The sequence below is a fragment of the Pedobacter sp. GW822-FHT03F06 genome (genome assembly GCF_058801365.1).
Genome location: NZ_JBXANE010000008.1, coordinates 223,416 through 235,886, shown reverse-complemented (window position 1 = coordinate 235,886; position 12,471 = coordinate 223,416). Strand labels below are relative to the sequence as shown.

At 37.4% G+C, this 12,471-nt stretch carries 12 protein-coding genes; 2 read left to right on the top strand and 10 right to left on the bottom strand.

Annotation, left to right across the window (positions count from 1 at the left end; translation table 11 throughout):
* Positions 1 to 9: 9 nt before the first annotated feature.
* On the top strand, positions 10 to 1,935 hold the full coding sequence (locus AC1RJ8_RS15835; protein WP_492954563.1) for a TlpA family protein disulfide reductase: 1,926 nt from the start codon (positions 10 to 12) through the stop codon (positions 1,933 to 1,935).
* A gap of 150 nt (positions 1,936 to 2,085) precedes the next feature.
* Here the strand turns inward: AC1RJ8_RS15835 and AC1RJ8_RS15830 are convergent, their stop codons facing one another.
* Both AC1RJ8_RS15830 and AC1RJ8_RS15825 read right to left on the bottom strand, forming a co-directional pair.
* Positions 2,086 to 2,562 carry a nucleoside deaminase gene (locus AC1RJ8_RS15830; protein WP_492954564.1) on the bottom strand — a complete coding sequence of 159 codons (477 nt, stop codon included), beginning with the start codon at positions 2,560 to 2,562 and terminating at the stop codon, positions 2,086 to 2,088.
* A gap of 82 nt (positions 2,563 to 2,644) precedes the next feature.
* Entirely contained in the window at positions 2,645 to 3,244 is a 600-nt protein-coding gene (locus AC1RJ8_RS15825; protein WP_492954565.1) for an OmpH/Skp family outer membrane protein, read from the bottom strand.
* A 739-nt stretch (positions 3,245 to 3,983) separates the two neighbouring features.
* Here AC1RJ8_RS15825 and gyrB point away from each other — a divergent pair.
* Positions 3,984 to 5,942 carry a DNA topoisomerase (ATP-hydrolyzing) subunit B gene (gyrB, locus tag AC1RJ8_RS15820; RefSeq protein ID WP_086545171.1) on the top strand — a complete coding sequence of 653 codons (1,959 nt, stop codon included), beginning with the start codon at positions 3,984 to 3,986 and terminating at the stop codon, positions 5,940 to 5,942.
* Positions 5,943 to 6,358: 416 nt separating this feature from the next.
* Here the strand turns inward: gyrB and AC1RJ8_RS15815 are convergent, their stop codons facing one another.
* From AC1RJ8_RS15815 to AC1RJ8_RS15780, 8 genes are all read right to left on the bottom strand, one after another.
* The gene (locus tag AC1RJ8_RS15815; RefSeq protein WP_492954566.1) at positions 6,359 to 7,285 is read right to left on the bottom strand and encodes a bestrophin family protein; all 927 of its coding nucleotides are present in this window, start codon (positions 7,283 to 7,285) and stop codon (positions 6,359 to 6,361) included.
* A 24-nt stretch (positions 7,286 to 7,309) separates the two neighbouring features.
* Positions 7,310 to 7,807, bottom strand: coding sequence for a hypothetical protein (locus tag AC1RJ8_RS15810; RefSeq protein WP_492954567.1), 498 nt, complete (start codon positions 7,805 to 7,807; stop codon positions 7,310 to 7,312).
* A gap of 217 nt (positions 7,808 to 8,024) precedes the next feature.
* Complete coding sequence (locus AC1RJ8_RS15805) at positions 8,025 to 9,377, bottom strand: sensor histidine kinase (RefSeq protein ID WP_492954568.1); 1,353 nt, start codon at positions 9,375 to 9,377, stop codon at positions 8,025 to 8,027.
* Positions 9,377 to 10,054, bottom strand: coding sequence for a response regulator transcription factor (locus tag AC1RJ8_RS15800; protein ID WP_492954569.1), 678 nt, complete (start codon positions 10,052 to 10,054; stop codon positions 9,377 to 9,379). The genes AC1RJ8_RS15805 and AC1RJ8_RS15800 overlap by 1 nt, the downstream gene beginning before the upstream one ends.
* 299 nt (positions 10,055 to 10,353) lie before the next feature.
* Entirely contained in the window at positions 10,354 to 10,890 is a 537-nt protein-coding gene (locus AC1RJ8_RS15795; protein ID WP_492954570.1) for an SRPBCC family protein, read from the bottom strand.
* A gap of 62 nt (positions 10,891 to 10,952) precedes the next feature.
* Positions 10,953 to 11,348, bottom strand: coding sequence for a group III truncated hemoglobin (locus AC1RJ8_RS15790; RefSeq protein WP_492954571.1), 396 nt, complete (start codon positions 11,346 to 11,348; stop codon positions 10,953 to 10,955).
* Complete coding sequence (locus AC1RJ8_RS15785) at positions 11,329 to 11,772, bottom strand: hypothetical protein (protein WP_492954572.1); 444 nt, start codon at positions 11,770 to 11,772, stop codon at positions 11,329 to 11,331. The genes AC1RJ8_RS15790 and AC1RJ8_RS15785 overlap by 20 nt, the downstream gene beginning before the upstream one ends.
* A gap of 64 nt (positions 11,773 to 11,836) precedes the next feature.
* On the bottom strand, positions 11,837 to 12,262 hold the full coding sequence (locus AC1RJ8_RS15780; RefSeq protein WP_492954573.1) for an aspartyl protease family protein: 426 nt from the start codon (positions 12,260 to 12,262) through the stop codon (positions 11,837 to 11,839).
* Positions 12,263 to 12,471: the final 209 nt, after the last annotated feature.

Genomic DNA, 12,471 nt, shown 5'->3' with positions numbered 1-12,471 from the left:
CCTTTCATTATGAAAATCTTAAAATTGTTATGCTTGCTCATGTTTGCTACTGGAGTAGCAAATGCACAAGGCGTGAAATTTTCTGCTGATAAACCTGCAGCAGGAAGTACAGTTAAATTTACATACGACCCAAAGGGAACCAATCTCGAAAATCTGGCAGATGTAAAATGTACGAGTTATACTTTTTTTTCAAAATCCAGTCCCAAAAGTGCTAAAATTGAACTTACTAAAGACGGAACGGTTTATAAGGGAGAAATTTCTACCCCGGATAGTGTTACCGTGGTTGGGCTTGCTTTTTCGGTAGGTGATCAAAAAGATGAAGCGCCTGCCGGTTATGTTTTAGCATTCACTAAAGCAGATAAAGTGCCAGCTGAAGCCTATCTTAACGAAGCTTTTTTGTATGGATTAGCAGGGAATTATTATTTAGGGCTTACTATCGACCCTGAAAAGGCCGTTTCACTGTATAAACAAGCTTTTGCTTTAAAGCCCGAGCTGAAAAAGAAAAATCTGAATCAATACCTGTCGCTTGAGTACAAAGCAGATAAAGACAATGGTACAAAGTTGATTAATGAAAATATTTCGACCCTATCAAAACTGAAAGAACCAAAAGAAGAAGACTTGGGTACTATTATTAGCCTTTACACCCTGTTAAAGAAAAAAGCTCAGGCAGATTCTGTTAAAGCCATCATCATTAAAAAGTACCCTACAGGAAATTACGCCTGGAATGATGGGATGAATTCACTTTATAGCACAAAAGATTTTGCCGCACAAATACAAAAGGCCGATGAAATGATTAGCAGATTTAACCTTGATCAAACCAAAAAATTAGATGCCGGTAAGTTGAATTCCATTTATAGTATGTTAGCCAATAGTGCTGTAAAAGCTAAAGATCTGGAGAAATTTCAGGATTATGCCAAAAAGGTCACCGATAAAATGACCAGGGCAAGTTTGTATAACAATAGTTTTGCCTGGCCTTCTGCTGAGAAAAAAGAGAATATCGAGCTTGCTGCCCAGCTTTCCAAACAGTCGCTCGAACTGATAGAAGCATCGAGAAATGATGAGGTGCCAAAATATTACAACACTAAAGAAGAATACCTCAAATATTTAGACGGCGCTTATGGTATGTATGCTGATACTTATGGACTGTTGTTATATCATCAGGGAAAATTTAAAGAGGCTTTGGCTATGCAAGAGAAGGCCATTCCTTTATATGCAACAGTTCCACCCGATGTATTGTCACGTTATGTAACTTATTTAATTAAAGATGGCCAGGATGATAAAGCATATACTGAGGCCGAAAAATTAATTAAAGAGGGTAAAGGCAATGATTCGCTAAAGAACGAATTTAAAATGCTTTATACTAAACTGAAGAAGGATGGGACTTATGAAACTTACCTGGCCAATTTAGAAAAAGCAGCATTGGAAAAAGAGCGGGCAGAATGGACAAAAAAAATGATTAATATTCCAGCCCCTGCGTTCTCGTTAACTAACCTTAAAGGTGAAACCGTAAGCCTGGCCAGTTTGAAAGGAAAGATTGTAATTTTAGATTATTGGGCAACCTGGTGCGGACCATGCGTGTCTTCTTTCCCAGGTATGCAAAAAGCCTTAAACAAATACGCCAGTAATCCAAATGTGGTATTCCTGTTTGTAAATACCTGGCAAACAGAAGAGAATAGAGAAAAATTGGTAACTGATTTTATTACGGCAAAAAAATACAATTTTAATGTGCTGTACGATACCAAAAACGTAAAAGACCCTTCCAAATTTGATGTGGTAAGTGCCTATAAAGTTGATGGAATCCCAACCAAATTTGTGATTGATGGGGATGGTAATATCAGGTTTAAAGCTGTAGGTTTCTCTGGCTCTGACGATGGTGTGGTGAAAGAAATAGATTCGATGATCGGCTTGCTTGCCGGAAAAGAATCGAGCAAATAAACAATGATTTTAATGAGGGAGAAGTTGTATCATAATATAGATTTGTCATCTGAGCTTATCGAAGGACCTGCTTAAATCCGTTTTAAGGTGTTTCGACAGGCTCAACATGACAGCCTGTAGAAACACCTTTATGATACAACCTCTTTTTATTTAGTATTCTATCCTCATTGGTGAGGTTTCCCATAGTTTAAAAGCCGCCAGGGCTTCATCACGCATCAGCTGGATAACCGGCAGGCTTCTGTTTTCCATCGGCTTGTCTAGCTCTTCATAGATAAATTTATCACTAAAACCAATGTGCTCGGCATCAGCCTTGGTATTTGCATAATAAATCTTGTCAATTCTTGCCCAATAAATTGCGCCTAAACACATAGGGCAGGGCTCACAGCTGGTGTAAATTACGCAGCCACTTAAATCGAAAGTATTTAATTCGGTACAGGCCAGTCTAATGGCAGAAACCTCCGCATGCGCAGTTGGATCGTTGGTAGAGGTTACTTTATTTGCCGATTTGGCAATCAACTTCCCATCTTTTACCACTACAGCTCCAAAAGGCCCACCAATGCTTTCGCTTACATTTTGTACAGATAACTCGATTGCCATCTGCATATATTCCTGATGTTGATTGTCCATATTAATTTGATCTTTTATAAAAAACAGCACAAAAAAAATGCCCCGATTTATACGAGGCATTTATATTTTAATCGCTATCCGCTTATTTTTTGCTGTATTCTGCGTTTAAGCCTTTAATTACTTCTGAAGTAACATCTAAACTTTCGTCGGCAAATAAAATAGCGCTGTTACCTTTTGAGTAAGTCAAAACCATTTTATAACCTTTTTCTTTAGCATAACCTTTTAGGTAATCTGCCACTTTATCATAAAGTTTTTCATTTTCAGCAGCTTGCTCGTTCTGTAAAGCACCACCAGCATTTTGTTGGTAAGTTTGTAGTTCTTGTTGTTTACGTGCTAAACGCTCTTCGGTGCTTTTGCGTTGATCGGCCGATAAAGTTTGTGCCGATTGCTGGTATTGTGCCACTTCTCTTTGAAAAGCCTGACCTTTAGCCTGCATGTCTGCCTGAGCATTTTTGGTCTTACCTTCAAATTTCACTTTAAGATCTTTGAAGTATTCATATTTTGTGAGTAACGAGTCGGAGTTTACATACACAATTTTCTCAGCTGGAGAAACCGCTGCAGTAGTACCCTCTGTTTTTTTAGTTTCAGTAGTTTTAGTGTCTTTGTTCTGGCATGCAGAGAAAGCAGTTATCAAAGTTGCTGTTGCAAGTAAACCAAAGGTTTTAAAGGTTCTTCTTTCCATTCTTGTTTAATAAATTTTAGCAAACTTATATAAATTAGTTTTTATATCCAATTTAAAGAAAGGCCTATTGCAATACAAGAGTGCTTTTGCGTTTGGCGTAGCGGGTAAAGCGTTTAATTTACTCAAAGCTAAGCCTCTAACGCTAATCGCGAAAATCTGATAGTGGTGATTTGAAAAGCAAAGCCTGTATTTCAAACTGTTGTTCCTCCCGCTGTCCGCTTTATTTCATGCCAGCTTCCATCGGGTTTAGGTGGCACAGCTGGTATTGCTATTTGGGGTTGCAGGGTGGCCATAGTAAATTTCATAACACCAAACGTTCCTACGGAACGAAAAAAATGTTTCATTTTTTTTCTACCCATGAGGCGTTCCTCTGGAACGGTTTGCGATTTGGAAATCTTAATCCTTAACGTCCCCTTAGGGACGTTTCGTGGGTAGCCAATTGAATAATTGGCGTTTTCGTTCCGTAGGAACGTTTGGTGGGTGCGATAATCCTATAATATTTGCAGGTTGTGACCACCTAAACCCGATTGAAATGGAAAGCTCCCGCTTCTTCTGCGGGACTTATAATGGAAAGCGGGAGGAGACATGGATTGGAATGCCGGTTTTGCTTTCTAAAACCTGATTTAAACCTGTTTTAATCGCTTTAACTGTAATCTCTTAACAGCTCAAAATTTATCCACATATTAGTTTAAATGCCAAAATTTCCGTATTTTTGATACTTATTGTTTTTAATTAAAATATGAGCGAAGAACAGGATTTAAAGTCAAATTATTCGGCAGATAATATACAGGTTTTAGAAGGTTTAGAAGCGGTGCGTAAGCGCCCTTCAATGTATATAGGTGATACTGGTGTAAAAGGTTTACACCATTTGGTTTACGAGGTTGTAGATAACTCAATTGATGAGGCTTTAGCCGGTCATGCAGATACAATCGATGTTAGGATTTTAGAAGGTAACTCCATCAGAGTTGAAGATAACGGTCGGGGTATTCCAACCGGAATTAATACAAAAGAGAATAAATCGGCGCTTGAAATCGTAATGACGGTTTTACACGCGGGTGGTAAATTTGATAAAGATACCTACAAAGTATCAGGCGGTTTACACGGTGTGGGGGTAAGTTGCGTTAACGCCTTATCTACACATTTAAAAGCCGAAGTTCACCGTGAAGGTAAAATCTGGATGCAGGAATATAACATCGGTAAACCTTTATACGATGTTAAAGAAGTGGGTGAAACCGATAAACGCGGTACGATTGTAACTTTTAGTCCGGATGCTACGATTTTTACACAAACTACTGAATATAAATATGATACTTTAGCAGGTCGTTTACGTGAGTTGGCTTTCCTGAATAAAGGAATCACACTAACCTTAACAGATGAGCGCGAAGTTTTAGAAGATGGTAAATTCTTATCAGAAGTATTCCATTCAGAAGGCGGCTTGAAAGAATTTGTTGCCTTTTTAGATGGAACAAGAGCATCTTTCTTGCCTGAACCGATTTATATCGAGGGTATCAAAAATGGCATTCCCGTTGAATTGGCTTTTCAGTACAACGATAGTTATTCAGAAAATGTTCACTCTTATGTGAATAATATTAATACACACGAGGGGGGAACGCATATTGCAGGTTTCCGTAGGGGTTTAACCCGTACTTTAAAAGCTTATGCTGATAAATCGGGTTTGTTGAAAAACCTTAAAATGGAAATTACGGGTGATGACTTTAGAGAAGGTTTAACCGCGGTAGTTTCGGTAAAGGTACAGGAACCTCAGTTTGAAGGGCAAACCAAAACCAAACTGGGTAACAGTGAGGTAATGGGAGCAGTAGATGTTGCTGTTGGTGAAGCGTTAGGTTACTATTTGGAAGAAAATCCGAAAGAAGCTAAAATGATCATCAACAAGGTAATTTTAGCGGCTACTGCACGTGCTGCGGCGCGTAAGGCCCGCGAAATGGTGCAGCGTAAGAGTGTGATGGGCGGATCTGGTTTACCAGGTAAATTAGCCGATTGCTCAGATAGTGATCCGGAAAGATGTGAAATTTATCTGGTAGAGGGTGATTCGGCGGGTGGTACCGCTAAACAAGGTCGCGATCGAAACATTCAGGCTATTTTACCATTAAAAGGTAAAATCTTGAACGTAGAAAAAGCGATGGAGCACAAAATCTATGAGAATGATGAGATCAAAAACATGTTTACCGCTATCGGTGTAAGTATTGGTACACCAGAAGATGATAAAGCATTAAACCTAACTAAATTACGTTACCACAAGATCGTAATTATGACGGATGCTGATATTGATGGTTCTCACATTACCACATTGATCTTAACATTCTTCTATCGTTATATGAGGGCCTTAATTGAAGCGGGTTATGTTTACATTGCATCGCCACCGCTTTACCAGGTTAAAAAAGGTAAAGATTTCGAATATTGCTGGAATGATGTACAACGCGATGCAGCTGTACAACGTATTAAAGGGAATGGTAAAGAAGATAGCGTGCACATTCAGCGTTACAAAGGTTTGGGTGAGATGAACGCAGAACAACTGTGGGATACCACGTTGAATCCTGCTACACGTACTTTATTACAGGCTACAATCGAAAGTGCTGCAGAATGTGATCATACTTTCTCTATGTTAATGGGCGATGAAGTTGCTCCACGTAGAGAGTTTATTGAACGTAATGCAAAATATGCGAAAATTGATGCTTAATTGAGCTGAAAGCTCAAAGAAAAAGCTGATAGCGAAATAAATGAAACCTCTCCAAGTTAAATCTTGGAGAGGTTTTTTTTTGATTGTGGTGTAAGATGTTACCATCTTACACCACATTGAATTTTTCTGTTTTGGATGAGTTTAATTGTCATAAGTCAGATGGTAACATCTGACTGCACCTAGATCGTAGTGTAAGATGTTGCCATCTTACACGGCATTAAATTTTTCTTTTTTGTAAATTGAGTTTTTATAAGTCAGATGGTAACATCTGACTACACAAGAAAAACCAAAGCCATTCCGTTTACGAATGGCTTTGGTTCACTATAAACCTTTCAAAATGATTGTGCTATCCAGTACAAATACATTTTGATTAACTAACCATCTCAATGGATGAGATTATTTTACGGCAATTATTATTACAGGATGTAATAAGACCCTACAGGTGCCAATTCGGTTTGAGGTTTATCCTCGTATATTTTATTATCGTCCAGCATCTGGCATAGATCGCGTTCAATCGTTCTACAGATCGTTGTGGTTGGTGTATCTGTAGGTTTATTTTCAAAAGGATCCTGAAGATGTACCGCCATTTTTTCTACCAGTAAAAAGAATGCAGCAATAGCCACCACTAAAGGAACTTCCATGTAACCAAAGTACTCAATTAAACCAAAAGGCAGTAACACGATGAATAAATGGATAGACATGTTAATGTATTTGCTATAAGTAACCGGAAAAACGGTGTTTTTTATTCTTTCCGATCCGCCCATATGGTTGCATAAAGCTGTAATGGTTTTATCGATTTCTATTTGCTGATATTTATTGATCCAGCCTTCTTGCAATGCCTTTTTTAAGTCCATGGCGTGTAACTCCAATATCGTTGCAGTTACATTTTTACGTTTTTTAATAAAAGCGATTTCCTCTTCACATAGGTATTCTTCCAAACCTTTACGTGGGTTAAAACCTCTTAGCGATTGACTTAAGGCGTAACACCAGGCAATCTGCCTTTTTATAAAACGTTCTTTAAATGCCTCAACCTCATCTAAGCCGTAAGGATTTTCTACAAAAGATAATATCTGGCGCGATAGGGTTCTGGAATCGTTAACAATTGCACCCCAAAGAATTCTGGCTTCCCACCATCTATCGTAAGCCTGGTTAGACCGGAACGCTAATAGCAGGGAAATGATTGTTCCCAGTAGCGCTGGCACAGCAACAGGAATGGAAATACGTGTAACATGAAAGTTTTCATACAACACCACAATACCTATAGAGTAGCCAATAACAAACAGAAGTTCCTTTTTGATCTTTCCGAATATATAAGTGAGCGGAATATTATTTCGTAACAGCATAATATAAAGTTTAAAATGTGATAATTAAGCGTTTGCTTCTTGCAACTGTGTTTCGTTTATTTTTGTGTCAATTAAATTTTCACTGGCATGAACAGTTAATGTGTTTAATTGAATCACTTCGCAGCCTGCACGTTCTGTTAATATTTTAGGATCGATGCTATATTTATTGATCGGCGTAAAATTGTATTCTTTTAAGTAGGCAATGCGCTCTACATCAAAAGCTTCGATAAAGTTTTTGAAAGCGGCTACTGTACTTCCGTAAAAATATTCGATGCCAATGGCATTGATCTGACTAGGATATTTTGCCTTAGCTTGATTGATCTGCTGATAAAATTCGTCGCTAACATTTTCGTAATCGCGGCTGCGGCGACTCAACATTAACATATCGGTTATCGAATCTGATAATTTAAAGGCGTGTACAAAAATGATGTTTAAGCTTTCATTTTTTTGATGTTGAACAAGTGCATCAATAATTTTAATGCTTTCTAATTTAAAGTCGGTTGGTACTAATACTGTTTTCATCGCTATATCTTGTTTAAATGAATTGAAAAATTATTTATACAAGTTTAGCTTGATGTTATTATAGCGAAATAAGAGTAAGATTAGAATGAGATTAGAGTGCACTCCTTTTTTGAGTGGACAGTTCACCGGTTCATTTGTCATTGGTTCATTTGTTTGGGAGCCAATAACTAAAAATCAGTTAATAGTATGAACTAATGGCCAGTGAACTAATGAACCATTAACTTTTCGTCGGCAATAAAACCTTGATCTCAGTGCCAACTCCTTCCTGCGATTTAATAGCAATACTACCTCGGTGTAAACGGATAATATTCAACGAAAGTGGTAGGCCAACGCCATATCCCTTAAAATCGTTGGTGTTAGATGCACGATAAAAAGGTTCAAATATATGCTGTATATCTGTTTGTGGTATTCCAATTCCTCTATCCGTTACAGCAATAGAAAGCATATTGGCATTGCTTTCAATACTAATACTTACCAGATTCTCATTTGAGTATTTACAGGCATTGTTTACAATGTTGCTGATGGCAAGCTTAATCAGATTTTTGTTTACCCGCAGGGTTAGTAATTCATCATCATCAGGAAGTTTGGTAAAATCGATTTCTATCTGACTGTTGGGGTGTACCTGATTAACGGATTCTTTAATTTCCCATAACAGTTCGTCCATCCGCACCTCTTCCCAGGGTTGGTTTTTTCCGTTAAATCCAGATTGTGCCAGGCCCAGTAAACTGGTTAAGATATGTTCTAATCTTTCTGCCTCATCCTTAATTTTTGCTAATGCTTTTTCCTGTTTTGCGGTATCCTCGATGGTCTTCATTGCTAGCTCAACTTCACCACTAATAATGGTTAATGGTGTTCTTAACTCGTGCGAAGCATTACTGATAAAGTTATTCTGTGTTTCGAAAGCTGTTTCTAAACGGTTAAGCATGTTATTAAAGGTTTGGGCCAATTGTGACATTTCATCGTTACCTTCTTTTACATCCAGTCTTAAATGCAAATTTTCCGCTTTTATCTTTTTTACACTCTTAATTATATTTCTTAAGGGCATTAACATGTAATTGGAAAATTTCCAGCCGACTACAAAAGATAAAACAACAGAAAGAAAAAAACCGATAATCAATATTCTTTGCAGGTCTTTTAGTTCCCGAAAGCCGAAAGGATCGTTTGCAGAAACAATTACAATATATCCGGTATGGTTGTTTTTAAAGAATTTACCTGCGTAAAAGTGGTTTTCGACCCGGTAACGCGCCATAGCCCCTGCTTTTATCCGGTTATAAAAACTAGCTGGTAATTCGCGGTCAACTTTACCGGGTGCTTTGCCAGCCTCAAAGATGTATTCTTTCTCAGAGGGTAAGCGCTCCAGGTACTGATTACGCATTTTAGCGTAAACCTTATTGTTGCCATCTTCGTACAGTTTGATCTGGGCAGCAATCTTAACCCTGGCCTCTAAACGTTTATAAAAATCTTCAAAAGCAAAATCGTTAGAAAAATACCAAACAAAACCACTTAATAAAGAGATAATAATTGCTGATAGAATGGCGAAAAGTAAGGTGATTTTTTTGGCTATCTTCATTATTTTTCTTTTAATATATAGCCCAGGCCTACCACAGTGTGAATAAGTTTCTGATCGGAATTTTTATCTATTTTTTTGCGGAGATAATTAACATAAACATCAACCACATTGGTGCCAAGGTTAAAGTCGATATCCCAAACGTTTTCTAAAATATCTATCCGCGATAGAATTTTTGATTTGTTTTTGGCCATATACTCAAGCAGTCGATATTCTGTTGCCGTAAGTATAATTTCCTGTTGGTTTCGTTTTACTGTTTTTGCGCTTAAATTTAGCTGGAGGTCTGCTATGGAGACAATCTGATCTTGCGAAACCACACCATGATATCGCCTCAACAGCATTCTGATCCTTGCAAAAAGTTCAGCAAATTTAAATGGCTTTATTAAATAATCATCCGCACCATTATCCAGTCCGTTTACTACATTTTCTGTAGTACCCAAAGCGGTAAGCATAATAATAGGTGTATTTGGTTTTTGATCTTTAATGATTTTGCAAAGTTCCAAACCATTTATTCCAGGTAGCATAATATCGAGAATAATCAGATCGAACTGATTTTCTATAGCCATCTGTTTCCCGATTAAACCATCAGGAGCTATACTTACGGTAAATCCCTCATCGGTTAAACCCCTCGAAATTACAGATACAACGCTCGGTTCATCTTCTACAAGTAATAAATTCATTTTGCTGGCAAGTAATCTAAAAAATAGGGAATTACAAAATATTAATCGCTGGTTAACTGATTTTTAATGCTTTTTTAACGCAAAGCCGACACAATTGTTTGGATGATTGCAAATTGACGTAAAAAAAAGCCTCTCAAAAGAGAAGCTAGTTATGTTTTAACCACAGAGAGAATAGAGGAAAGGCACAGCGTGCGCAGAGGTTTTTCTTGCGCTTTAGGCTTCCATCATCCATCATTAAAAGGGTCATCGACTCCGCTCAGGATGACTCACCGCCGATATCGCTCAAAAAGACAAGTCGATCAAACTCCCTTTTCCGATTTTTCCTTCAAATATTTTAGCCCATCTTCAAAATCTTTCCCAATCATTTTGTCCATACTCACAAACACACACATCCATTTACTGATTAGGTTATTTTCTCCACTCATTGTCCAGGTTACCTTATTGCTGCTTTCCTCTGACTGAATGTCGAATTTTGTATCCGCTAAACTTTCAAAAGGCTCAATAAATTTTAATTCGATATCTACCTGTTTGTTAGGTGTTACACTTTTTATTTTCATGTAGCCACTTCCTGTTTCTTTACCTTTCCATTCGTAAATATGGCCCGGTTCGCCCGCAACGCCACCGTAGGTAGTTTTTGCCGAAGGTTCCATTTTTGCCCATGGATTCCATTTGTAGAATTCTTTAAAGTCGGCAATGTTTTTATAAATTACACTGTCTGGAGCATTGATTACTGTAGACCTGCTTACTGTATAACTTTTTGGTAAAAAGAAGCCACCCACAATAATGATTATTGCCAATACGACAATGATGCCTAGTAAGATTTTGAGGAATTTCATAATTTGATTTAGTTTGGTTAACTAAATTTATAAAGAAAGCAGTTTAAATCAAAGCAGAAAATCTATACAATTTTAATCTTCGATTGAGGCGAATTTATTTTAAAATGCATTAAATCGGCAATAGATTGTGCCTTTTGTTTAATCAGATTGGCATTTTCTCCCTTAAAAAGATCGTCTACAGTTTGGAAAAAGAGGTTTTTCCAGGTCTCGAAGGCTTCAGTTTGCAGGGGCGTTTGTTCATTCAAGGCAAAATGGGTAAGCATGGGGTTGCCTTTATAAATTGCTTTTCCGAAAAGGATGCTTTCCCAGAAATCGTACATTTTAGGTAAGTGGTGCGACCAGTCTACTTTGGCAACATCGGTAAATATGGGACCTATCTGTTTATTAAGCGCAACATTTTTGTAAAATGTATCCACTAAAAGGACAATATCTTCTCTATTATGAATATCTTTTTTCATGGTACAGTGATTTTAAACTTAAAAAACCCAGAACAATTAATGACAGAAATTTTAAGGCATCGATAATGATGTATAAAATATGGTGATAACTTTTAATTGGAGCATTGCCTGCCAAAACCAGCTTTGCCCTCTCATCGAGTATTGGCAATAGCCAAAAAGTGTCTACCATTAAAAGGATCGTAACCGAGAAAAGTAAAATACTGCGGCTGTTTTTTAAAGGTGCAGGTAAGGAGGAGCCTAATATGATGATAACCAATACGATCTCTATTTTATTAAGTGCCTGAAAAACCAATTGCCCTATGCCTAAACCAAGTGGGATGGTAATTCCTGGAGCCTGGAATTTTAATGGAGCTTCTAAAAAACTAATTCCACCAATTAAACCTGCCCAAAAAATGACACAAAAGATTGTGATTAACTTTTTCATCAGGTTCAAATATCATTTAAAATGGCTTAATAAAAATGATTAAAGTCATAAAGTAAAATTACATTTATCTATAAAGCTTAAGGATCATCTTCTTGTAATTAATAACTGCTTTATATTGCATTAATATATCTCCACCAATAATACTCATAATAGGCGGGTGGCCAAATTGTTGGTAGGTTTCGCTAACCGATTGCAAATCGAAAGCTACTGTTTCGTAGTTTTTGATCTTTAACGATCCGATTTTTACCTCAGGAATAGTTGCCTGAATGGTAGTGGTGGTGGTAAAAAGAGTGGCTGCATTAATCTCTTCTGATACTTGCAGGCTTTCTGATAGGTGTTGTTCAATCAACGATTTATCGAACACACTTCGAGAGGCACCGGTATCTAAAACAGCAAAATGTTTTTTCTTAAAAACAACAATTTCCACCAAAAGGTGGAAACCGTCGTCCTGTAAGTTTATCAGTGTTAGTGGGATTGAAATTGATTTCATTGTTTATGATGTCTACTGCCCTTCGACTACGCTCAGGGTGACAAATATTTAAGTGTAAAAAAGGCCGCGGATTGAACTACACGGATATAAAAGAACGATCGTCATTCTCGCGCAGGCGGGAATCTTAAAGCCTATTGCATTAAGATTCCCAATCGAGTTGGGAATGACGAACCGAGGAAACCTATTTTAGTAATTTAATGCTTTCGTTA

Bases quoted from the DNA above. Each gene is read 5' to 3' on its own strand.
- AC1RJ8_RS15835 (WP_492954563.1), top strand. From the start codon at position 10: ATGAAAATCTTAAAATTGTTATGCTTGCTCATGTTTGCTACTGGAGTA.
- AC1RJ8_RS15830 (WP_492954564.1), bottom strand. From the start codon at position 2,562: ATGGACAATCAACATCAGGAATATATGCAGATGGCAATCGAGTTATCT.
- AC1RJ8_RS15825 (WP_492954565.1), bottom strand. From the start codon at position 3,244: ATGGAAAGAAGAACCTTTAAAACCTTTGGTTTACTTGCAACAGCAACT.
- gyrB (WP_086545171.1), top strand. From the start codon at position 3,984: ATGAGCGAAGAACAGGATTTAAAGTCAAATTATTCGGCAGATAATATA.
- AC1RJ8_RS15815 (WP_492954566.1), bottom strand. From the start codon at position 7,285: ATGCTGTTACGAAATAATATTCCGCTCACTTATATATTCGGAAAGATC.
- AC1RJ8_RS15810 (WP_492954567.1), bottom strand. From the start codon at position 7,807: ATGAAAACAGTATTAGTACCAACCGACTTTAAATTAGAAAGCATTAAA.
- AC1RJ8_RS15805 (WP_492954568.1), bottom strand. From the start codon at position 9,377: ATGAAGATAGCCAAAAAAATCACCTTACTTTTCGCCATTCTATCAGCA.
- AC1RJ8_RS15800 (WP_492954569.1), bottom strand. From the start codon at position 10,054: ATGAATTTATTACTTGTAGAAGATGAACCGAGCGTTGTATCTGTAATT.
- AC1RJ8_RS15795 (WP_492954570.1), bottom strand. From the start codon at position 10,890: ATGAAATTCCTCAAAATCTTACTAGGCATCATTGTCGTATTGGCAATA.
- AC1RJ8_RS15790 (WP_492954571.1), bottom strand. From the start codon at position 11,348: ATGAAAAAAGATATTCATAATAGAGAAGATATTGTCCTTTTAGTGGAT.
- AC1RJ8_RS15785 (WP_492954572.1), bottom strand. From the start codon at position 11,772: ATGAAAAAGTTAATCACAATCTTTTGTGTCATTTTTTGGGCAGGTTTA.
- AC1RJ8_RS15780 (WP_492954573.1), bottom strand. From the start codon at position 12,262: ATGAAATCAATTTCAATCCCACTAACACTGATAAACTTACAGGACGAC.